This is a genomic window from Streptomyces sp. NPDC002403, from assembly GCF_053593015.1.
In genome coordinates, this window is record NZ_JBSFBQ010000019.1 from 99,050 (window position 1) to 121,766 (window position 22,717).

General features: G+C 70.5%; 16 protein-coding genes. 5 read left to right on the top strand and 11 right to left on the bottom strand.

Annotation, left to right across the window (positions count from 1 at the left end; all coding sequences use genetic code 11):
* Positions 1-25 precede the first annotated feature (25 nt).
* Positions 26-1,624, bottom strand: a complete 1,599-nt coding sequence (locus ACWCPY_RS21910; RefSeq protein ID WP_451267368.1) for an aldehyde dehydrogenase family protein — start codon at positions 1,622-1,624, stop codon at positions 26-28.
* A 483-nt stretch (positions 1,625-2,107) separates the two neighbouring features.
* Between ACWCPY_RS21910 and ACWCPY_RS21915 the strand changes: the two genes are divergently transcribed.
* Positions 2,108-3,106, top strand: a complete 999-nt coding sequence (locus tag ACWCPY_RS21915; RefSeq protein ID WP_451267370.1) for a bifunctional lysylphosphatidylglycerol flippase/synthetase MprF — start codon at positions 2,108-2,110, stop codon at positions 3,104-3,106.
* 50 nt (positions 3,107-3,156) lie between these two features.
* Positions 3,157-3,318, top strand: coding sequence for a hypothetical protein (locus ACWCPY_RS21920; RefSeq protein WP_451267372.1), 162 nt, complete (start codon positions 3,157-3,159; stop codon positions 3,316-3,318).
* Positions 3,319-3,397: 79 nt separating this feature from the next.
* Here the strand turns inward: ACWCPY_RS21920 and ACWCPY_RS21925 are convergent, their stop codons facing one another.
* Both ACWCPY_RS21925 and ACWCPY_RS21930 read right to left on the bottom strand, forming a co-directional pair.
* The gene (locus ACWCPY_RS21925; protein WP_451267374.1) at positions 3,398-4,927 is read right to left on the bottom strand and encodes an MmgE/PrpD family protein; all 1,530 of its coding nucleotides are present in this window, start codon (positions 4,925-4,927) and stop codon (positions 3,398-3,400) included.
* Positions 4,924-5,886 carry a diacylglycerol/lipid kinase family protein gene (locus ACWCPY_RS21930; protein WP_451267376.1) on the bottom strand — a complete coding sequence of 321 codons (963 nt, stop codon included), beginning with the start codon at positions 5,884-5,886 and terminating at the stop codon, positions 4,924-4,926. The genes ACWCPY_RS21925 and ACWCPY_RS21930 overlap by 4 nt, the downstream gene beginning before the upstream one ends.
* Before the next feature lie 225 nt (positions 5,887-6,111).
* On the opposite strand from ACWCPY_RS21930, the gene ACWCPY_RS21935 reads away from it, so the two are divergent.
* Positions 6,112-6,486 (top strand): nuclear transport factor 2 family protein, encoded by a 375-nt coding sequence (locus ACWCPY_RS21935; protein ID WP_451267378.1) that lies wholly within the window; start codon positions 6,112-6,114, stop codon positions 6,484-6,486.
* A gap of 75 nt (positions 6,487-6,561) precedes the next feature.
* A complete protein-coding gene (locus tag ACWCPY_RS21940) occupies positions 6,562-7,791 on the top strand; it encodes a cytochrome P450 family protein (protein WP_451267380.1) in 1,230 nt (409 codons plus the stop codon).
* 65 nt (positions 7,792-7,856) lie between these two features.
* Here the strand turns inward: ACWCPY_RS21940 and ACWCPY_RS21945 are convergent, their stop codons facing one another.
* Complete coding sequence (locus ACWCPY_RS21945) at positions 7,857-8,813, bottom strand: helix-turn-helix transcriptional regulator (protein WP_451267382.1); 957 nt, start codon at positions 8,811-8,813, stop codon at positions 7,857-7,859.
* 128 nt (positions 8,814-8,941) lie between these two features.
* On the opposite strand from ACWCPY_RS21945, the gene ACWCPY_RS21950 reads away from it, so the two are divergent.
* Positions 8,942-10,429 (top strand): MFS transporter, encoded by a 1,488-nt coding sequence (locus ACWCPY_RS21950; RefSeq protein ID WP_451267384.1) that lies wholly within the window; start codon positions 8,942-8,944, stop codon positions 10,427-10,429.
* An 82-nt stretch (positions 10,430-10,511) separates the two neighbouring features.
* On the opposite strand, the gene ACWCPY_RS21955 is transcribed toward ACWCPY_RS21950, so the two are convergent.
* The 7 genes from ACWCPY_RS21955 to ACWCPY_RS21985 all read right to left on the bottom strand — a co-directional run bounded on the left by ACWCPY_RS21955 (position 10,512) and on the right by ACWCPY_RS21985 (position 22,447).
* Entirely contained in the window at positions 10,512-11,717 is a 1,206-nt protein-coding gene (locus ACWCPY_RS21955; protein WP_451267386.1) for a cytochrome P450, read from the bottom strand.
* A gap of 188 nt (positions 11,718-11,905) precedes the next feature.
* Positions 11,906-12,610 carry a TetR/AcrR family transcriptional regulator gene (locus tag ACWCPY_RS21960; RefSeq protein WP_451267388.1) on the bottom strand — a complete coding sequence of 235 codons (705 nt, stop codon included), beginning with the start codon at positions 12,608-12,610 and terminating at the stop codon, positions 11,906-11,908.
* A 157-nt stretch (positions 12,611-12,767) separates the two neighbouring features.
* A complete protein-coding gene (locus ACWCPY_RS21965) occupies positions 12,768-13,556 on the bottom strand; it encodes a thioesterase II family protein (RefSeq protein WP_451267390.1) in 789 nt (262 codons plus the stop codon).
* 44 nt (positions 13,557-13,600) lie between these two features.
* A complete protein-coding gene (locus tag ACWCPY_RS21970) occupies positions 13,601-14,596 on the bottom strand; it encodes an LLM class flavin-dependent oxidoreductase (RefSeq protein ID WP_451267392.1) in 996 nt (331 codons plus the stop codon).
* Positions 14,597-14,614: 18 nt separating this feature from the next.
* Positions 14,615-16,219 carry a long-chain-fatty-acid--CoA ligase gene (locus ACWCPY_RS21975; protein WP_451267394.1) on the bottom strand — a complete coding sequence of 535 codons (1,605 nt, stop codon included), beginning with the start codon at positions 16,217-16,219 and terminating at the stop codon, positions 14,615-14,617.
* A 71-nt stretch (positions 16,220-16,290) separates the two neighbouring features.
* Positions 16,291-22,131 (bottom strand): SDR family NAD(P)-dependent oxidoreductase, encoded by a 5,841-nt coding sequence (locus ACWCPY_RS21980; protein ID WP_451267396.1) that lies wholly within the window; start codon positions 22,129-22,131, stop codon positions 16,291-16,293.
* Positions 22,121-22,447: an acyl carrier protein gene (locus tag ACWCPY_RS21985; protein WP_451267398.1), complete on the bottom strand. Its 327-nt coding sequence runs from the start codon at positions 22,445-22,447 to the stop codon at positions 22,121-22,123. The genes ACWCPY_RS21980 and ACWCPY_RS21985 overlap by 11 nt, the downstream gene beginning before the upstream one ends.
* Between the last annotated feature and the right edge of the window lie 270 nt (positions 22,448-22,717).

Genomic DNA, 22,717 nt, shown 5'->3' on the forward strand with positions numbered 1-22,717 from the left:
CGCGCTCGGGGCGGACGGGGGAGGGTCAGGAGCCGAAGACCGCGTCACGCGGGCTGATGCCGTGCGCGATACTCACTCCTTGGACGTGCGAGGTCTTGAGCATCGGGTAGTTGGCCTCGCCGAAGACTCCGCCGGTCAGGCCGGTTCCGCCGTGACTGGGGAGGTAGGGCAGGAAGCCGATGTGCGAATCGTTCACCTTCAGCAGCCCGCCGTTGACGATGCGCTGCACGAAGGAATCGATCACCTCGGGAGACGTGGCCCACAGGGAATTGCGCAGTCCGTACTCGTTGTCGTTGACGAAGGCGACGAAATCGTCGAGGAGTTCCGCGTCGCCGGCGGGCTCGGGGACGACGATCGGCAGCAGCGGGAAGAACGTCTCGTGCCGGACGACGTCGAAGCTCCGGGCGGCCACCAGGCTGTCGACCCGCAGCACCGTGGGCTGGAGGAACACGCCGGTCTCCGACTCGGTCCCGTCCACCTCGGTGCGCCGCCCGCCGGTGACCAGTTCGGCGCCCTGGTCGAGCGCGCCCTGCAGGAGCGAGAAGAAGCGTTCGCTCCGGCGTACCGGGGACAGCAGGACGTCCTCGTCCTCGGGGTATCCGGGCCGCACCTCCGCGGCGCGCGCGGCGACCTCGGCGATGAGCCGGTCGGCGATCCCCGGGTGGGCCAGTACGTAGTTGGGAACCATGCAGATCTGGCCGGAGCCGTAGAACGCCTCGGAGATGGCTTCGGCGGCCTTCGGGATGTCGGCGTCCTCCCACACCACGATGCCGTCGTTGCCGGCCAGTTCGAGGATGGGCTTCTTCCCGGCGGCCACGCACTGCTCCTGGAAGCGCAGTCCTTCCTGGCTGCCGCCGATGTAGAAGATGTCGTCGATCAGCGGGTGCTCCAGCCAGCGGTTCAGTGTCTGGCGGGGGTTGGAGCAGACCGCGTTGAGCACGCCGGGCGGGGCGCCGACCTCGTCGAGGAGCGGTCCGACCACGTCGCGCATCAGCCACATCGTGCTCAGCGCGATGCTGCGCGGGGCGCGCACGACGACGCTGTTGCCGGACATCAGCGCCAGCACGGCCAGGGCCGCGCTGGGGGCGGGCGCGTTCTGGGGCGGGTTGAAGGCGACCACGCCGTCGGGTTGTCTCCGCACGATCAGTCGCCGGCCGCCGTGGCGGAACTCGGTGTGCATCTGGCTGCGGTACCACTCCAGGCTCTCCTCGCTGAAGACCTGGAGCAGGCAGCTCAGTTCCCAGCGCGCGAGTCGCACGGGGTGGGCCTCGGTCACCAGCATCTCGACGAACTCGTCCTGTCGGCGGACCAGTTCCTCGCGGAAGCGGGCGCCGAGGCTCATCCGGCGGTCCAGCGGCACCGCGGCCCATCCGGGAGCCGCCGCGGCCGCCGCCTCGGTCGCCAGGTCGATCGCGGCGTCGCCCGCGATGGCGCAGCGTCCCGCGATGTAGGGGTGCTCGGCGGCTTCGGATTCCGGATCGCGTTCGAGTTCCCGCTTCAGGCTGACGCTGGTGAAGATGTCCTCCAGCAAGGACCGGGAACTGACCGTATACACCCAGCCGTCGCCGTCGATGTCCTTGCCGGCTATGTAGAGTTTGTAGCTGTGCAGTGGCTTTTCACGCATCAACATGCCTTCCCGGTCTTACCGGCACGCGGGGCGGGCCTGCCGATCGACTCCATCTGCAGCCGCACATCACTTGCGGTGCACATCGATCCTTTCAGCGGGTCCTGACCCGTCACTGACATCAGTCTGACTCTTGGTAGCCGGATCTTCTTCAGGGTCCAGCGGACGCCAAATGGCCCGGTTGCATTGACACCGCGACCGGGCCGAGGCGTGCCTTGTGCAGACTGCTTTACTCGGAGAGGGAAGGATTCAACCTGCGGAGGGGTGAGCCGGACCACCGACTGCGCGTGGACCCCGATAAGCCACTCCGGGCACCTCTCCTCGGTCCTGACCCGAACCTCCGGACCGTTCTCCGGAATAACCTTGACAGATGCTTCTGATACGCACCTGACGCCTGCCTGACGTTTCCGAATCCCCTCTTTCGGCGGGCAAAAGCAACTGCTCTACTTTCCTTGTCCAGCCACACCTAGCAGGGAGCAGAGCATGCCCGCGCCCACATCCTTGGACACTCAGGTCCTGCATGCCATCCGCCGGCACACACAGGCCGAGAACCCAAGCTCCTTTCTGACGCTGAACAGCGGGAACGAGGTCTTCACCTCGCCCGCCGCCGAGGGCGTCATCGTCTACCGCCGCGCCGGCCGCTTCCTGGTGCAGTTCGGCGGCCCCTTCGCGGACAAGGACTCCTACGAAGAGCTGCTGCGTCGGTTCGTGGCGTACGCGCACCAGCAGGAACTGCTGGTCGTGGGCGTGCAGCTGCAGCACGAGGACGCCGCGGCATACTCCGCGAACGGCTTCACCGTGAACCAGATCGGGGCCTCATGGGCGGTGCACCTGCCCGACTTCACGCTGCGCGGCACCCGATTCATGCAATTGCGCAACAAGATCTCCCGGGCGCTCCGCAGCGGGCTGCGGGTGACGGAGGTCGAAGCCGGTGAATGGCGGGAACAGCTGTCCGGGATCGACAACGCCTGGCTGGCGGCGAAGAACAGCGACGCCCGTGCCCTGGAGTTCCTGGTCGGCCAGATCGGAGGGCCCGCGCAGCAGTACCGGAGGTTATTCCTCGGCACGATCGACGACCGGCCCGTGGGTTACATCTCGTACGCGCCGGTCTTCGGCAGCCGGGCCGGCTGGATGCACGATCTCAGCCGACGCATTCCCGGCGGTTCACCTGGCCTCATGGAAGCCATCAACGCCCACGCGATCGAGACGCTCAGGGCCGAGGAAGTGGAGTGGCTGCATTTCGGCTTCACTCCGTTCACCGGCCTGGACGAGAGCCTCGAACTCTCCGGGCACAGCCCTTCCTTCAGATGGCTCATGCATTTTCTCTGGGAACACGGGGAGCAGCTCTACCCGGCGAATTCCCAATTGGCTTACAAGGAGAAGTGGGCACCACAGCTCCGGATCCCCGAGTACGTCGCCTTCGACGGTGACGCATCGCTTTCTGCCTTTGCACATATTTTCCGTGCCTGCAACGCGTTCTGACGCGAACCGGTCTCGAACCCTGCAGGAGAAACCGAGTCGAGGAGAAGAACATGTCCCAGGAGTACCAGAGCATCGAGTCCCTGCAGAATTCCCTGGTCGAGCTGCTCATGGCGATCATCGGACTGCCGGACGACCAGGCTCTCGCCCGTGAGGGGGACGCGGCCGTCCGGGCACTGGACGCACGGTTGCTGAGGGAGCCGAGTCAGGTCTGAGTTACGGACGAGGGAACGGGTGACGGACGAGGAGGGGCGGCGGCCCTCCCCGTCCGTCACCCGTTCCGGCCGCTCGCGGTCAGTCGGCCGTCAGAGCGGCCGTCAGCAGGGCCGACACCTGGTCGGGCCCCGCCGACTCCAGCTCCGCGCAGGCCCCGGCGACTTCCGCCCCTCCTCCCACGGCGCGGAACTTCTCCTCGACCAGTGCCCGGTGGTGGGCCCGCGTGTCCGGGCCCGCGGCGCCGATCGGGATGTCCCGGCGTGCGCAGAGCGACGTTCCGTCGGCCCATCGCACGGTGACGCGCGCCCCCGTGTGCTTGGTGGCGTGCCGGAAGTCGGGGACGGGCTCACCGGGACGGCCGAGGAGCCGGGCCGCCTGCGGACCCGCGAACCCGTGCAGCCACTCCGCCCCGCGGTCCCCCGCCTGGCGGAGCGCCTCCCCGAACGGGGCTTCGCTGTGCAGGAGGTCGCGGGTCATCAGCGGGTCCTCCACCATCCGCACCCGCTTCGCGAGCCGCCACCGCCGGGCGTCCTCGGTGGCCGGTGCGGCGAAGTCGGCCACCGCGAGGTCGCCCTCGATCAGCGCGGTCGCCACCGCGTAGGGGACGGACAGCGGCAGTACGCTCGCCGGGGTCAGTGACTGCTGGTCGTGCGCGTCGGCGAGCCGGGCGGCGTGCATCGTGTAGTACGACGTCTCCACCACCACCTCCTCGATGTTCTCCGGGTCGGCGGTGCCGGTCGCCTCCGGGGAGCCGGGCACGTCGGCGGGCTGTCGTGCCGCCAGCTGCCGCCGGATCTCCCGGGCGCAGTCCACCGCGCTGTCGATGCCGGGGCCGCCCGGCCGGACCTTGAACGACAGCGTTTCGGTGTGCCAGCGGCGACCGAGTCCGGCCGTGACCGCCTCGGGGAGCGGCACCGTGGCGAACCGGGCGAGGAAACCCTGCGGATGTTCCAGGATGTCGGGTGCCGAGGTCACTCCGACGGCTGCGGCGTCGCACGCGTCCATGGCCATCCGTACCGGGGCGAAGGCGGAGAGCAGCCGGGCCTCGCCACCGAGGAAGCCGTGCATCAGCGTCCAGGGCGGCATCGTGAGAGCGAGCCCCAGCGCCTCGCGCCATTCGGATGCCGGGGCACCCGTGCAGTGCAGCCGCCCGGCCACCGCACCGGCCAGACTGGTGTGCGCGGCGGTCTGGCCCCGGAACGGTCCCAGGGTGGCGGCGGCCGTGATCCGGGCGGCGCACTCGTTGGCGGCCACCACCGCGCCGAGCAGCGCGGCACCGTCCATCCGGCCGGCCCGGGCGAACGCCAGGGGGACGGCGACGGTGGAGTTCGACAGGTGGCCCGCGTAGGCGGTGTCGTCCAGGTTCAGCCATGAGCCCAGGCCCGCGAGCACACAGGCCGCCCGGGCGGGGTCGGCCTGCAGCGGGCTGCCGAAGGCGCGCACCAGTTTGGCGCCCAGTGGGTGCGTCGCGCCGGCCCGGATCGCCGCGAGCTGGGAGACGATCTGGCTTTTCGCGAGTGCGACCACGCGGTCCGGGACGTCCTCGACGCGCAGGGCGCTCGCCCAGTTCGCCAGCTCCCCGGTGAGGGAGCCCGGGGCCGCCGTCACCGGGGGTCCGAGGGATCCGCCGGGGCGCACAGTACGGGCAGGGCCCCCGGCAGGACGTCCACGGTGAGGCGGGATCCGCAGTCCGCGATCAGTTCGCCGTCGTGCTCGAAGCAGAGGGGCTGCCCGTCGGTGCGTTCGAGGACGACCCTGCGCCCCCTGGTGTACACCGTGCCGTCGAGGCCGACGTGCGCACCCGTGCGCAGCAGCTCCGGGACGTCCGTGGCGGGGACCTCGGCTCCCATCACGCAGACGTCGAGCAGTCCGTCGTCCAGGACGGAGTCCGGCAGGACCAGGAACTGCCAGGCCCGGTGCCGACCGCCTCCGACATTGGCCAGGACCGTTTCTCCCTTGTGGACCACGATCCCGTCGACGGTGACACGGCCCGGGAAGGGGGTGTACTGCGCCGCCGCGCGGTCGAGTCCGGCCCGCAGCCGGTCCTTGCCGCGCTGCTCGATGCCCCGGGCGCTGCGCAGCACTTCGGCGGTGAGGCCGGCTCCCGCGCCGAGCACGATCAGCTCGCCCGACTCCCGTACCCTCGCCAGGTCGAGCCTGCGCGGGGTCACCGTGCCGTCGCCGAGCGCCTGTTCCAGGGCCTGCTGCCAGGGGCGCTCGCCCCAGTGGGAGCGGTAGTCGGAGTTCCCGGTGCCGCCCGGGACCGCCAGCAGGGCCACGCCGTCCGGCGCCCGGCCGTCGCCCACCAGGCCCTCGACCACCTCCAGGACGGTTCCGTCACCGCCCACCGCGACCACCACGCGCACACCGGGGCCCCGCGCGCCTGCGGCCTCCTGCGCCGCGATCGCGGTGGCGTCGCCGCGCCCCGCGGTCCACACCAGCCGCACTTCGGCGTGGCGGGCGCATCGCTCGGCCACGTCGTCGATCAGCTCCCGGGTCACCGAGCCCGCCCGGGGGTTGGCGACGACGAGACAGCTTTCGAGCCGCGGGACAGGGAAGTCCGCCATGGATTCAACTCCTGGGACAAGGACGACTTGAGCCGCACAGCAGCCTCGACGGTCCCGCTGACCGAGTGCTGACGGCCGACTGACGCGCGGCCCACGACCCCGGTTTCCCCGTACCCGTATTACATGGCAGGTAATGGACAGTGCGTCGGCCGGGTGAAACGCTGACGGCCCTGACCGGTCGGCCAGGAATCCCACTGCGCCAATTCCCTTGAAAGGACTATTGCGTTGAGCAGCAGCACCGGGCTCGTGGACCGCTATATCGCCGCCTGGAACGAGAAGGACCCCGAACGCCGCCGTCAGGCCGTCGAGACGATTTGGGCCGAGGACGCCCTCTATGCCAACACCGGCCAGGAATTCCGGGGTCGTGACGGCGTCGAGACAGCTGTTCGCGAGGCGAACGAGGAATTCGTGGCGAAGGGCTTCGTCTTCCGGCTCCACTCCTCCTCGCAGAACCACGACGCGCTGCGGATCACCTGGGACATGGTGCCTTCGGCGGGCGGGCCCCCGGCCGCCCGGGGCACGGAGTACCTGATCCTCGGGGCGGACGGCCTGGTCCGCACCGACCACCAGTTCCCCGAGGAGCTTCCCGCTTCCGAGTAGGCCCGACGTCCCCTTCGAACTGCGGCCGGGCCTGCCCGCGGCTCGGCCGCGCCCCGTGCGACGAGGAGTGACCGAGTGAACGACCGTGTGACGTTCGACGTGACGAACCCGCTGTTCAAGGCCAACCCCCATGACTTCTACGCCCGTTTGAGGGACTCGGGACCGGCACACCTGGTGCATCTGCCGGGCTACGGCGACATCTGGCTCGTCACCGGCTACGCGGACGCCCGCGCGGCGCTGGCCGACCCGGACCTCTCCAAGGCGCCGGCGAACGTCCCCGCGAGCCTGCAGAGATCCATGATGGAGGCGGGCGGCCAGGACAACTTCCAGCTGATGGCCCACATGCTCAACAGCGACCCGCCCGACCACACCCGGCTGCGCAAGCTGGTGGTCCGGGCGTTCACCGCCCGGCGGGTACGCGAACTGCGGCCCCGCATCCAGGAGATCACCGACGCGCTGCTGGACGAGGTGGTGGAGAAGGGCAGCGCCGACCTGATCGACGCCCTGGCGTTCCCGCTGCCGATCACGGTGATCTGCGAACTGCTCGGCGTACCGGTGGCCGACCGGGACGACTTCCGGCGCTGGACGTCGATCCTGGTCTCCGAGGACGAGGAGCTGCTGCCCCAACTCCAGGATTCCTTTGAGCAGTTGAACGCCTATATGACCGACCTGGTGCGGCGCAAGCACACCGAGCCGGACGGCGGGCTGCTCTCCGCGCTGGTGGCGGTGGCCGAGGACGGCGACTCCCTCAGCGACGACGAAGTGGTCTGGATGGCCTTCCTGTTGCTGGTGGCGGGGCACGAGACCACGGTGAACCTGATCGGCAACGGGGCGCTCGCCCTCATGAGCAACCCCGACCAGCTCGCGAAACTGCGTGCGGACGAGTCGTTGCTGCCCGCGGCGGTGGAGGAGATGCTGCGCTACGACGGGCCGGTGGAGACCGCCACGTGGCGCTTCACGACCAGCCCGGTCGAGATCGGCGATGTCGTGATTCCCGCGGGCCAGTCGCTGCTGGTCGTCCTGGCCTCCGCCAACCGCGACCCGTCCCGCTTCGCCGACCCGGGCGGCTTCGACATCTCCCGCGAGGACAACCAGCACGTCGCCTTCGGGCACGGCATCCACTACTGCCTCGGAGCCCCCCTGGCCCGTCTGGAGGGTCAGATCGCGATCGGGTCCCTGCTGCGCCGGCTGCCCGACATGGAGCTCGACGTGGCCGGGGAGGACCTCGCATGGCGGCTGGGAGTCGTCATGCGCGGACTGCAGAACCTGCCCGTCCGTTTCACTCCCGGGAGCCGGAACCACTGATCGGACACCAGGACGAAGAGAACGGTCCGCCTGCTCCCGGCGGCGAGGACCGGGGCAGGCTTTCCTCACTCCCGCGCCGGGCCTCCGTCCTCGTACCGGGCAAGCATCTCGGCCAACGTGCGCCGCATCTTCTCCCGCAGCGACGGCGGCCCCACCACCTCCGTCCCCACGCCCAGCGACAGCAGCGCGGGGAGCGCCCGCTCGGCGGACTCGACGGGGACGACCACCTGTGTCCAGCCGTCCGCGTCGGGTTCCGTCGCCGACTCCGCGGCGGCCCGGGCCGCCGCCGGTTCGAGCACCTGCCCGATGCCCTCGAACGCCTCGGCCGACAGGCGCAGCACCGCCTCGTCCAGGAAGCGGCGCGCGTCGAAGGTCGCCAGGTACTCGTGCCAGTGGGCCGCCAGGTCGAATCCGGCGGGCCGGGTGAACGTCTCGGTCAGGGGCTCCAGTTCGTTGATCCGGGACACCCGGTAGGTCCGCACACCGCGCGCGGACCCGGCCACCAGGTACCACCGGCCGGCCTTGAGGACCACTCCGTAGGGGTCCACGGTCCTGATCACTTCGTGCGGGGTGGCCCAGCGTTCGTACCGGATCCGCACGCGCTGCTGGCCCCACACCGCGCTCGCCACCTCGGCCAGCCGAGGAGTCTCCTCGGAGCCCTGGTACCAGCCGGGGATGTCGACGTAGAGCCGCTGCCGCGACCGTTCGGCACGCTCGCGCAGTTCGGGCGGCAGTGCCGCGGACAGTTTCAACCGTGCCTCCGCCGCCACGGCACCGAGGCCGAGGTCGGCCGCCGCGCCGGGCAGTCCGGTCAGGAACAGGGCCCCGGCCTCGTCCGCGGTGAGCCCGGTGAGCCGGGTCCGGTATCCCTCCAGCAGCTGGTATCCGCCGTCCGGTCCGGATTCGCCGTACAGCGGGATGCCGGAGGCGGAGAGCGACTCCATGTCCCGGTAGACGGTGCGTACCGAAACCTCCAGGGTGTCCGCCAGTTCCTGCGCGGTCATCCGGCCGCGCGTCTGCAAGAGCAACAGAGTGCTCACCAACCGACTCGCTCGCACGGAAAAACAGTACCCGGATCACTGACAGTAGATGTCAGTGATCCGGGCCTAGCCTCGTCCCGTTCACCCAACGAAGGATGGAAGACCACGTCATGACCAGTCCGCAGACTGCCGGCCGCGCAGTCGATCGCCCGTCCTGGACACCCTTAGCCATCGTTCTGATCGGCGGGTTCATCGCATTCCTGGACTTCTTCATCGCCAATGTGGCCATCCCCTCGATCCAGAGCGACCTGCACGCCGGCGCGCCCGAGACCCAGCTCGTCATGGTGGGTTACGGCGCGTCCCTGTGCGTGGGGCTCATCACCGGTGGGCGGATGGGCGACATCTTCGGCCCCCGGCGGATGTTCCTGATCGGTCTCGCGCTCTTCACCGTCTCGTCGGCGGCCTGTGGCCTCGCGCCGAACATCTGGTTCCTGATCGTCGCCCGCATCGTCCAGGGTCTCTCCTCGGCGATGCTGGCCCCGCAGGTGCTCGCCATCGTGAGCCACGTCTACACCGGTGAGGCGCGGGGCCGTGCCTTCAGCGCCTACGGGCTGATGCTGGGGCTGTCCGGACTGTGCGGGCAGCTCATCGGCGGCGTGCTGATCGCTCTCGACGTCGCCGGGCTCGGCTGGCGGAGCGTCTTCCTGGTCAACATCCCGATCGGTCTGGTGATCCTGGCCCTGACGCCGCGAACCGTGCCCGACATCCGCACCGGGGCCGGCGCCAAACTGGACCTGGTGGGCGCCGCCCTGGCCACGGTGGGCCTCGCCGCGGTGGTGCTGCCGCTGCTGGAGGGCAGGGAGCAGGGCTGGCCGCTGTGGGCGTGGCTGTCACTGGTCGTGGCCGTGCCGCTGGTCGCCCTGTTCATCACCCACCAGCGGCGACTGGCCGCGCGGGGCGGGGCGCCGCTGATCGACCCGGGGCTGTTCCGTTCGCGGGGATTCACCATCGGCATCACCGCGTACTTCGTGTACTTCATGTCGATGGGGTCCTTCTTCCTGCTGTTCGCGATCTACATGCAGGAAGGCCGCGGCTGGGCTCCCCTGGCGTCCGGCCTGCTCTTCACCACGATGAGTGCCGGCTTCTTCGGCTCGTCCTTCCTCGCGGGGAGGATCGCCGCGCGCATCGGGAACCAGGTCATCGCCCTGGGCGCCGGGCTGGTGGCCGTCGGATACGGGACGGTCGGCGTGATCGTCTCGCAGCTCGGCACGGACGGCACGGCCGGCTGGGTGGCGCCCGGACTGCTGGTGGCCGGTTTCGGCATGGGCCTGGTCGCTGCGCCGCTGCCCGCGGCGGCCATGGCGGGCGTCGACCCGAAGCACGCCTCCTCGGCCTCCGGCGTGCTGTCCACAGCGATGGAGGGCGGGGCGGCGCTCGGAGTCTCGCTCGTCGGCCTGGTCTTCTTCGGCACGCTCGGAAACCCGCCGGTCCTGGACAGCTACCCCAAGGCCTTCTACCTCAGCATCGCAGTCATCGTGACGTTCCCCCTCGTCGTCACGCTGCTCGTCCAGGCACTGCCCAAGCCGGCTCCGGCCACGGCGGGCACGGGCCAGGAGGAGGGTGAAGAGACCGGCGCGGTGGAACAGCCGGTGCACTGATTCCAGCATTCCGCGCGAAGACAGCCGGGCTTCACCACCTGCGATCCGGTGGCGAAGCCCGGCGTGTTTCTGTCGGACGCCGCTACCAGCTGACCGGCAGTGAGGTCAGCCCGTGGAAGACCGTCTCCCGCCGGAAAAGGCTGTTGGCGTCGTCGGTGGCCAGCTCCAGGCGGGGGAAGCGACGGAAGAGCGACGTGAGCGCGAGCTCCATCTCCAGCCTGGCCAACGGGGCTCCCAGGCAGTAGTGCGGGCCGAGACCCCACTGGAGGTGGGGGCTCGTGTCCCGGTGGACGTCGATGCGGCCCGCGTCGGGGAAGACCGACTCGTCGTGATTGGCGGCCGGTATGGAGATGACCACCGCCTCTCCCTTGTGCACGGTGACTCCACCGAGGTCCATGTCCTCCAGCGCGACGCGCAGGATGGCGTCCTGGGACAGCGACCAGAACCGCATCGACTCCTCGATGTACTGCGGGATCAGTCCGGCGGGGTCGGCCAGGACCCGGGCGCGCAGCTCCGGGTCCTGGAGCAGACTGAGGGTGCTCAGGGCGATCTGGTTGGTGGTGGTCTCATGACCGGCCACGAGCACCAGCCTCGCGATGCCCACGATCTCGTCGCGGGTGATCTCCCCCGCGACCAGTCGGGTGGCCAGCCGGCCGATCAGATCGTCGCCCGGCGCGCGGACACTGCGGTCGACCATGTCCTCCAGGTACCGCGACATGTCGAGGAACGCCGCGTACGAGCCCTCGGGGTCGCCCTGGGAGAGCGCCCCTCGCGTCTTGTCGGTGAAGAACTCCGAGTCCTCGTCCGGGACGCCGAGCAGCCGGGCGATGACGAGCGTCGGCAGCCGCATCGAGAACACGTCGTGCAGATCCGCGGGCCGGGGCAACGCGGCGAGTTCGTCCAGCAGTTCGTCCACGAGCCGCTGGATCGCCGGCTCCATGCCGCGCACCTTGCGGGCGGTGAACTCCGGCACGATCATGCCGCGCAGCCGGCTGTGCTCCGGATCGTCCATGCGGAGGAACGAGCTGGGCCGGCCCTCCTGGGGTACTTGGAGTCGTACGGGGGCGCCCGGCGCGAGCTCGTCGGCGCTCAGCCGCGGGTCCTTGAGCGCCTGGTGCACATCGGGATAGCGGGTCACCAACCAGGCGAGCTGGGATCCCACCGTGCCGGCCGGAATCCGGATGGCGCTGGGAGGCCGTTCCCGCAGATCGGCCAGAACCTCCGCGGGGCACCCGGAGGGAGTACGGGCGAAAGGCCAGTCGAGGACGTCCTCTTCGGCATCGAGCATTTTCGTACCTCGCTTGTCCGAGTGGGAAACGCAGAGTCTGTTCGGTCACCCACTATTGGCGGACAGGCTGACGCGCTCCTGATGCCCGACTGACCGTCATCCGCGTCGCCGCCCCGGAACCCGTGAATTCCCGCGGCAACGAGGGGGAAATCCGTTGCCGCGGGAATTCATGGTCGATTCCGGCAGGTTCAGCGCCGCAGGCCGACGTATTCGCCCATGGCCGCAGCCGCGTGCTCGAAGAACGCGACAGGATCGGCGGCCACTCCGGCAATGTGCCCGTAGACGGCGAATCCGCTCATGCCGAGCAATTGCGTCCAGGCGATGTTCATCCGGGCGATGACGATGTCGGGCAGTCCCGCCGAAATGCTGGACGAGAGGATCTCGACATTGCGCATCATCGCCTCGTTGAGCGGCGGGGTCGGCACGTGCTCCTGGAGCACCCCCTCCTCGACCGCCTCGCGCACGATCGCGATGAGCGCCACGGGGGTGCGTCCGCCGGCCTCCATGGTCTCCGTCGGGGCGTCGTAACCGCTCAGCGGCGGTCCCCAGACCAGCGCGAACTGCCGGGGGTTGGCGACGGCCCACTCACGCACCCCGCGGCAGACGCCGATCCACCGCTCCAGGTGGCTCCCACCGGCCTCCTCCGCCTGACGCGCGCCCTTCTCGGCGCTGTCGCCCATCGCGTGATACGCGTCGAGGATCAGGGCGGTGAGCAGTGCGTCACGGCTGCCGAAGCACTCCTTGGCGCGCGCGGGGTCGATGTCCGCGCGACGCGCCACGTCCTCCACGGTCAGCTCGTCGCCACCGTGCCGCGACACGACGAGCATCGCCTCTCGCTTGATCCGGTCGGCGGTCTCGTTCGGTTTCTCCTCGGCACGGACCTCGGACGGCATGCGGGGAACCTCCTGGTGTTGCTGGTCTGCTGGCTCACCTCACACTTTCAGCAGGATCCGCCATTTGTCGATTACGTCACAGGTAATCCGGAGGGAGGACGGTTGTGCGGTTCCGAGGGGCTCCCCGGAACCGCACGGCTGTCCGACCGCACGGATCTCAGGCGCGGGCCGCCGCCAGCCGGTACAGGTGCCGGGTGAAGTCCGACGTGACCGCGAGGGCGTGCTTGTCGATGAAGAAGTGGCCGCCCGAGAACTCGCTGTGCCCGAGGTACTGCGGGCTGCGCGGCACCCACGAGGCGAAGGCGTCGTCCTCCTCCATCAGGGGATCGGACTTGCCGCCGTAGGACACCAGCGGGCAGGGCACCGTGGCCGCCTCGTCGACCCGCTGCGCCGCCACCGACAGGTCGGCCCGCAGCGCCGGGATGACCATCTGGAGCATCTGCGGGTTGTCGTAGATCTCGGCGGGGAAGGACCCCAGCTTCTTGATCCAGCCGACCAGTTCCTCCTGCGGCATGCCGATGTGTTCCTCGGTGGGGTTGAAGAAGCCCTCCGGCGCCCAGCCGGACATCCCGACCAGGAGCGGTCCCCTCACCCCGTCCTCGTGCATGCGGACCGAGAGGTGGTAGGCGAGCTGCGCCCCCAGGCAGTGCCCGAAGAAGGCGAACGGCCTGTCGTCGTTCTCCGCGAGCACCGCCTCGTAGAGCCCCTCCAGCAGGGGCTCCCACTCCGTGTACGCCGTCTCCTCACGGCGCTCCTGACGGCCGGGCAGGGTCACTGCCTGGGCGCCGATGTCGGACGGAAGCAGGTCTGCCCAGTCGCGGTAGATGATCGCCCCGCTGCCCGCGTGCGGGAAGAGGAACAGCCGGACCTCGGCGTCCGCGGCAAGTTCACTGGGCTGGAACCACTGTCCGGGGGCGGACACCTTCTTGGCTATGGATTCCTTCACCGATATCCCTCTCTACGAAGTGTCATACCTGGAACCGGCGTGGTTCACCGGTCGAATCGGTCCCGCAGCATCGGCAGCACCTGATCGGCAATCTCCTTCAGCCCGGATGCCGACCGCAGGGAGCCCACCCGCAGGATCACGTGCCGGGCACCGGCCCGGACGTACTCCGCGAGCCACTCCACGCACTCCTCGGCGCTGCCCCACGCGTACGCCTGCAACGGGGACATCTGCTCCAGCGTCCGGCCGTAGTACTGCCGGAGGTAGTGGTCCAGCTCGCGGCGGGCGCGTTCACGGTCGGTGTCGACCGCGAGGGTGGCGTACAGCGCCGGGGTCACCGCGTCCGCGGGCCGGCCGGCCGCCACGGCCAGTTCCTCGATCCGCCGGCGTGCGCGGCCGTAGGCCTCGGCGGAGGGCAGGAACGGCAGCCAGCCGTCGTAGAGCCGGGCCACCCGTTCCAGTACGCGGGGCGTGTCGGAGCTCGCCAGCCACAGGGGCGGCCCGCCCGGCCGGTGCGGCGCCGGCAGCCGGTCGAGGCCCTCGATCCGCCAGCGGCGTCCCTCGAAGCCGGTCGGCGCGCCCTGTCGGGTGCTGCGCCAGGCGGTGCGCCACAGCGCCGCCGTCTCGTCGAGTCGTCCGGCCCGGCCCTCGAAGGGAACGCCGGCTGCGGCGAACTCCGCCTCGGACTCGGGTATGGGGAAACCCGCCCCCAGCCCGAGAACCAGCCGGGAGTCGCACACCTGGTCGAGCGCGGCGATCGTGTTGGCACCGGCCAACGGGGGTCGCAGCGCGGCCGTGAGCGCGGCGGTGCCGAGGGTCACCTCGCTGGTCACCGCGCCGACCGCGGACAGCAGGACGAGCGGGTCGAGGCGGGGTCGGGCGGTCAGCGAGTCGCCCGCCCACACGGAGTCGAAACCGAGCTGTTCGGCCCGGCGCGCGAACTCCAGCAGCGGGGCCGCGGCGAAGTCGCCCGCGAGGGCGTGCTCCCGGGTGGGCAGCAGGACTCCGACTCCCGGCACCCCGGGACGGGGGTCGTCGGTCATGGAACTCTCCGATCGGGTTCAGGAGGTCGCGGTCAGTGCGGGCCGGCCGTCGTCGGTCCGGGAGACGGTCCCGTGCAGCTTCTCCCTGACGGCCCGGCGCAGGATCTTGCCCGCCGGGTTGCGCTCCAGCTCGTCGACGAGGTGGAAGGCGACGGGAATCTTGTAGTCGGCCAGTCGGCCGCGCAGGAACAGCAGGAGTTCACGCGGGGTGACCCGGGCGTCCCCCCGTGTCACGACGCAGGCGTGCACGGCTTCCCCCCACTGCGGATGCGGCATGCCGACGACGGCCGAGTCGGCCACGGCTGGGTGCTCCGCGAGCTGCTGCTCGACCTCGGCCGGGTAGATGTTCTGCCCGGCGACGATGATCGTGTCGTTGATCCGGTCGCACAGGAACAGATGCCCCGACTCGTCCAGGTAACCCGCGTCCCCCATCAGCAGCCACCCGTCGACGAGGGTCCGCCGGGAGGCTTCCGGCAGGTTCCAGTAACCGAGCATGGCGGCCGGGGTCCGGACGCAGACCTGGCCGGTCCGGCCGGGCGGCAGGTCCGCGCCCGCCTCGTCGATGATCTTCAGCTCGTTGCCGGGACAGACCAGTCCGGCCGAACGCAGCAGGGGGCTGCCGGGCCTGTGCTCGGCCGGGGGCAGGCACACCGCCACGCTGGCGGTCTCGGTGCTGGCGTAGATCTGCGCGAACTCGCAGCGGAACACCTCCATGCAGCGCGTGAGCAGCTTCTCGCTGATCGGTGCCCCGCCGTAGGCGATCTTCCGCATGGACGAGAACGCGGCCACGTCCGCGGTGTCCTCTTCGAGCATCATCTGGAGCATGGCGGGCGCCGCGAAGGTGGTGGTCACGCCGTGTTCGCGGATGAGGCGCACCGCCTCCTGCGGGATGAACGCGCGCATCACCACGTTGGTCAGCCCCGCGTTGAACCCGTGCATGAACCAGCCGATGCCCGCGGTTCCCAGACCGGGCAGCGAAATGAGGCTGACGTCGTCGGGAAGCCAGTCGATCCAGTCCACTCCCGCGGCCGCGAACTCTGCGGGCAGTGTGAAGAAGCTCCGGTGCGCGACCACCGCGCCCTTGGGCCGGCCCGTGGTGCCGCTGGTGTAGATCTGCACCACGGCGTCGTCCGGTCCCACGCCGAGGTCGGGATCGGTCTCCGGCGCGTTCGCCCACCACTCCCGCAGGCCGGCCCCGGGATCGTCGGCGCCCGGCCGGTCGACGGTGACCAGGGTCAGCGGTCCGGGCAGCCCGGACCGGGCACGCTCCGCCGACTGCCTGAACTCCGAATCCACGAAGAGGAGTTCTGACTGGGAGTCGCGCAGTACGTGGTCGACCTCCCCGGCGGTCAGCCGCCAGTTGACCGGCACCAGAACGGCTCCGGCCTTGGCACAGCCGAGGATGGCGGTGTAGTAGTACTCCGACTCACGGCCGAGGTAGGCCACCCGGGTGCCGCGGCCCACGCCGGCCGCTCGCAGCGCGTGCGCCACCCGGTTGCTCGCCCGGTGCAACTGCGCGTAGGTGAGCCGTCGTTCCTCGCACAGAATCGCCGCGTGGTCCGCGCGGTCGCGGGAGTACGTCCGGGACGTGGCGGCCAGCGTCCACTCCTTGGCTGCGCTCACTCTTTCTCCTCCGAAGACTCGTCGGTCCTGGGGCTCCGCGCCCGTACCCCGACGGGTACGGGCGCATGGTGCTATGCGGTTGCCGGGGCGGCGGTGAGCCTGCCGTCGAGGAACTCGGTCAGGTCATGGGCCGAGGGGTGGTCGAACGTGAGGGTGGCGGGCAACGCGATGCGGAAGACCGACTCCAGGGACGTACGGAGTCCGAGCGCCATCAGGGAGTCGAGGCCCAGGGAGACGAACTCCGCGTGGAAGTCCACCTCCTCGGGGTCCTCGACCTGCAGCACCGCCGCCAGGCTCCGGAGCACGATCCGGCCGACGGCCGCCCTGCGCTCCCCCTCCGGCAGTGCCAGCAGCGCACCCGTGTCGAAGCCGTCCTCGTCCCTGGTGCGGTCGCCGACGAGGCGGGAGTAGAGGGCGTTGTCGAGCAGGCTCGGCGCGACGTGGGCCGCCCAGTCGAACTCACCGGCCACCCGCTGCTCGGCGGGCCCGGCCGACAGCCGTTCCAGCATGCGCAGGGCCCGGACCGGGGAGAAATACCGCACCCCGCTGCGCCGGAGCTCCCGGCCGAGGTTCTCGTCCAGCCGGGCCGACATGCCGACCCTGGCCCACGCACCCCAGTTCACCGCGAGGGCCGGCAGCCCCTGCCGGGCGCGCCAGGCCACCAGGCCGTCCAGGAAGGCGAAGGAAGCCGCGTAGTGGGCCTGGGTCGCCCCTCCGAGCACGGCGGCGACGGAGGAGTGCACGAGGAAGAAGTCGAGGCCGGGGACGTCCAGGCTCAGCTCGTGCAGCAGCCAGCCGCCGTATGCCTGGGCGCGCAGCTGATCGTCGATGGCCTCCCAGGTCAGGGCGCCGATCAGGGACTTTCCCGCGGCACCCGCCGCGTGCACGATGCCGCCCAGCGGCGTGGCCGCGCCCCGCAGTTCGCCGACGAGGCCCGCCATGTCCTCGGCGGAGCCCACGTCGGCCTTGACCACGCGCACCTCGGCCCGCTCCGAGAGACCCGCGAGCAGCTCGGCGGCCTCCGGAGCCGGACGGCCGCTGCGGCTGACCAGCACCAGGTGCCGTGCTCCCATGTCCACGAGCTTCTCGGCCGTGACGAGCCCGAGCCCGCCGACGCCGCCGGACACCAGATAGCTGCGATCGGGGCGTACGACGAGCGGGGCGGAGCCCCGGGTGTCCGGCGCGGGTGCCAGGGACACCACGGCCGCACGGTGACGTGCGACTGCGAGTGCCTCGGTCAGCTCGTCGATTCCGTAGACGTCGCCGGGGACGCCGGCCTCCTGCCCGGTTCCGGCGCCCGCACCGGCGCTCTCGGGAACGGCCGCGGCCGAGGGCACGGTGACGGTGCGCCGCAGGGTGCCCCGGTGGCGCACCACGACGCGGTCGCCGATCGAGAACCCGGCCCGCTCCCCCACCGACACAACCGTGCCGGTGCACTCGGCGCCGAGGACCCCGGCCCCGGCCAGGTCGTCGGCGGTCAGCGGCACCGTCCGGACCAGCACCTGGATCTCGTCGCCCACGGGGTCGACGTCCTGGGCGGGCACCGGTCGGGGTCCGTCCTTCTCGGGGACGGGGGAGCCGTGGCGCGCGGTGCCGAGACCGTCGGCCCGGACCTCGAAACCGCCCTCCCACACCGGGGTGCGCTCGCCCGCCAGCAGGCGGCGCACATGGCGCCGCCCGCCGCGGTAGGCCACCTGGAACTCCCCGCTGTCCCCCGACTGCCATTCGTCCAGCAGCACAACCGGTTCGGTGCCGCGCGCCACGTCGACGAGGGTGGCACGGTGCTGCGGGTACTCGTTGAGCAGCACGTGGCCGAAGCCCCACAGCGTCGACGCCGCCAGTTGCTCGCCGGTGCCGGGCCGGTCTCCCGGCAGCCACTGGCCCCGTTCGGTGACCAGCCACAGACGGGGCGGCCTCGCCGGGTCGGTGTCCGACAGGGCCCCGGTCACGGCGAGCAGCTCGCGATAGTTGCTCTCGCACTCCGTGCGCAGCCGGTTGACGGACATCTCCGCGTCGTCCGGGTTCCACAGCCAGCACACGTCGCTGACCGAGGCGTCGTCGAGCGCGGCGGTCAGTTCCCCGACGGACGCGAGGAAGGTCAGCCGCACGCCGAGTTCGTCGGCGCGTTCCCCCGCAGCGGCCAGCCAGCCGCGCCGGTCGCCGAGGACGAGCACATGACGGTGGGCGCGGTGGGCGTCCGCCGGGAGGCTCCGGCGGAGCCAGGCCGACCGGTGCAGGAAGGGTGCGGGGACGACGGGCCGTTCGCCATCGGCGTCGACGGGAGCGGGCAGCAGACGCACACCGGTGAGTTCGAGGACGGGCAGCTCCCCCTCCAGGAGCAGCAGATCTGACGTGCGCGCGGTCGGGTCCTGCGCCACGGACCGCACCACCACGCGCAGCCGGCGGCCGCGCGGCTTCTTGTACAGCCGTACGCCGCCGAATTCGGCTGGGGCGAACGCCGGGCTGTACTCGTCGAGCGCGGTCATCGCCTGGAGGGCGCATTCGAGCGCCTCCACGGGCACGTACTCCCCGAATGTCATCTGACGTAATGTCACTGATGCGCTGACCACGCCGTCCTGGTGTTTCGCCACCTCGTCGAGGGCGCGGAAGCGGTCGCCGTAGTCCCGGCCCACCGAGGCGAAGTCGGTGTAGATGTCGGCCGGGCCCCCCTGCTCGACCGGCTCGCCGGGGTTCTCCGCGAGGCGGTCCAGGCCGGAGGTGGGGCCGGTGCTCACCGGCCGTGCATCGAGTGTGGCAGTGGCGTGCCGGATCTCGTCGTCCGCGGGCCCGCTGACCACTTCGACGTCCGCACCGCCGTCCGGCTTCGGCCGCAACCGGGTGCGCACCTCCACCACGGCTTCCTCGGGCAGGGCCAGCGGCCGGTGCAGGACCAGGTCGAGGATCGCTCCTTGCGTGTGCCCGTACACCGCGTCCTGCGCGGCGAGGAGCAGCTCGACGTAGGCGGCGGCCGGGAGCGTCGCCGCCCCGTCGGGCCCGGGGTGATCGGCCAGGTACGCCGGGTTCCCCGCCGCCAGGACCGTCGTGAACTCCCGCACCGAATCCGCGGCTTCCCCCTGTCCCGGGCCGCCCGCCGTTTCCCGGCCGAGCAGCGGGTGGGTGGCCGGGCCCCGGGTCCGCAGGCCCCGGGCCCGGGTGTCGGCGCCGTCGACGGGCAGCCAGTGGCGCTTGCGCTGGAACGGGTAGCCGGGGAGCACGACGCGGGACAGTTCCCGTCCGGTGTGCACTCCCGGCCAGTCCACCTGGCTGCCAGCGGTGTAGAGGTCGGCCAGGGCTCGCAGCACGGCGTCCTCGCCCCGTTCACGTCGGCGCAAGCTGGCCACCCAGTGGTGATCGGCTGCGGCGAGGCACTGTCTGGCGAGAGCGGTCAGCGCCGCCGACGGGCCCAGTTCGACGAAGGTGTGCTTGCCGCGCTTCTCGATGGCCCGGACGCCGTCCATGAACAGAACGGGCCGTCCGATGTGGGCCACCCAGTACTCCGGCGTCCCGATCTCGCCGTATGTGGCGACCTTGCCGGTGACGTTGGAGATCAGCGGGATGGACGGCTCGTGGAAGGCGATGCCGTCGAGCGCCGCCCGGAACTCGTCGAACACCTCGTGCATCAGCGGGGAGTGGAAGGCGTGCGACACGGAGAGCGGTTCGACTCTCAGGCCGCGCTCACGCAGTTGTCCGACCGTCTTGTCCAGCGGTTCGAGGGCCCCGGAGACGACGCACTGCTCCGGAGCGTTCACCGCGGCCAGGGCGAGGTCCGGTGAGTCCGTGAGCAGCGGTGCGACCTCCTCGGCCGAGGCGTACACGGCCGCCATGGAGCCGGGCTCACGCACCGACTGCATCAGCCGGGCCCGTGCGGCCACCAGCGTCAGTGCGTCGGGGAGCGTCAGCAGCCCGGCGACGGCCGCCGCGACGACCTCGCCGATGCTGTGCCCGATGAGCACGGTGGGCCGTGCGCCCCATGACATCCACAGCCCGGCCAGCGCGTACTCCAGGGTGAACAGGGCAGGCTGGGTGTACTCGGTGCGATGGATCAGCTCGTCGTCCTCGGCGGTCCCGAGGAGCAGATCGCGTACGGAGACCGCCAGCTTCGGTGCGAGTATCCGGTCGCACTCGTCCACGCGGTCGCGGAAGACCGGGAAGCGTCGGTAGAGGTCCGCGCCCATGCCGTTGTACTGGCTGCCCTGTCCGCAGAAGAGAAAGGCGGTCTTGCGCGCCTTGGCCCCCGCGGGGGGTGCGTCGCCGGACAGCCGGTTCTCCAGTGCCGACTTCAGTCCGTCCAGGTCCCTGACCACGGCGGAGAAGCGATGGGAGAAGTGCGCCCGGCCGACGTTGGTCGTGTGGCAGAGGCGTGCGACGTCGATGTCCGGACGAGCCGTCAGGAATTCGAGGTATCGCACCAGTTGTGCCCGCAGTGCCGCGGCGCTCTTGCCGGACACCGTGAAGATCACTGCGGGTCTGTCGGCCGCGGCCCTCTCCGGGGCGGCCGACTTCTCGTCCTCGGCCTTCACGGCGGAGGGCTTCTCGTTCTCGCCCCTCTCCGGTGCGGCGGGCGTCGGGGGCGCCTGCTCCAGGACGACGGCCGCGATGGTGCCCGCGAAGCCGAAGCTGTTCACCACCGCGCGGCGGAGCTCGCCGGGCCACGGGGTGCACTCGGTGGGAATCCGGACCGGATAGGTGTCCCAGGGAATGCGGGTGGAGGGGGTGTTCAGGTTCAGGTGCGGGTACACCGTGCCGGAGCGCAGTTGCAGCACGGTCTTGATCACACCCACGATGCCGGACGCGGGTTCCATGTGTCCGAGGTTGGTCTTCGCCGAACCGACGAGCAGAGGCTGTTCGGACGTGTGGGACCGGCTGAAGACGTCGTTGATGGCGCCCAGTTCGATGGGGTCCCCGATCGGGGTTCCGGTGCCGTGTGCCTCCACGTACTGAATGTCGCGGGGTTCGAGGCGTGCCGCTTCCAGGGCTCTGCGGATCACCAGTTCCTGGGCGGGGCCGTTGGGCACGGTCAGCCCGGCGCTGTCGCCGTCCTGCCCGATCGCGGTGCCCCGGACCAGGGCGAGCACCTGGTCACCGTCGCGCTCGGCGTCGCGCAGCCGCTTGAGCACGACCATTCCGCATCCCTCGGCCCGTACGTAGCCGTCGGCCGCGTCGTCGAAGGTCTTGCACTGTCCGTCCGGGGCGAGCATCTGGCCGTGCGAGAACATCACCATGATGCGGGGGTGGTGCAGGGCGTTGACCCCGCCGCACAGGGCGATGTCGCACTCGCCCCGGCGCAGTCCCTGGACCGCCATGTGCAGCGCGCTCAGGGACGAGGAGCACGCGGTGTCCACACTGACGCTGGGACCGCGCCACCCGAGGAAGTAGGAGAGACGGCCGGACAGCGGGAACATCGTGATGCCGGACGCGAGGTGACCGTCCAGGTCCTCGTAGGGCAGCGCGTCGATCTCCAGCGCGTAGTCGATGGAGCTCGCCCCTATGTACACCCCGCCGTTCTTGCGGCGGAGCGGGGTGGGGTCGATGTTGGCGTTCTCCAGCGCGTGCCAGGCCGTCTCCAGGACGAGGCGCTGCTGGGGGTCGATGTACTGCGCCTCCTTGGGCGAGATGTTGAAGAAGGGCGCGTCGAACAGGTCGATCCGGTCGAGGAATCCCCCGCCCGCCGTCTGGATCTTGCCCTTCTCCTCGGGGTTCGCAGGGGTGAACGCGGATGTGTCCCAGCGGTCCTCAGGAAGCGGGCGGATTCCCGACCGCCCGCCCCTCAGGAACTCGTCGAATTCTTCGGGCGACTCGCTCCCGCCGGGAAATCGCAGTCCCACTCCGACGATGGCGATCGGCTCGTACTTCTCGCGCAACAGGCTCTCGACGGTGTTCCCGGCAGCCGCCGCTTCGGACTCACACGGCATCCGTCCGCCTCCTGTCCTTGTCCTGGCCGGTCGACTCGGCCAGGTGATCCACGAGCTGAACGACCGTCGGCTGGTTGAACAGCGCGGTCGCGTCGATGGCCGTCCCCAGCAGCTTCTCGAGCCGCTGCCTCAGCACGTTGAGCCGGAGCGAGGTGAGGCCCAGGTCGAAGAAGCTCGTGTCCGACTCCAGTTCCTCGTCCGCCCCCATCAGCAGGGCCTCCTTGAACTGCGTGACGACAAGCTCTTCCAGCGCCTCGCGCCGCTCGGCTACCGACAGTCCGCTCAAGCGTCCACCTGCATGCAGGGAATCGGCCATCTCCGTTCCGCCCCTTCGCGTAGAAGCGGGGGTGCGCATCCCGCACCGCCCGCTGTGCCACCCGATAGAAACAGCGCGTCCTGATGTGTTCCTGATCGAGGACTGACGTTCTCCGCAGGCCGCCCGAGCAGCCACGACCGTCAGGCACACGTCAGCGGAGGATCAGGGGCGTACCGCACGGTGGGCGGCTCGCCCGCCTCCGCACTCCAGGAGGAGATCCGCGTCCTGCACAACTTCATTCCGAAGACACCCTGGAGAGTGGGACGAGTG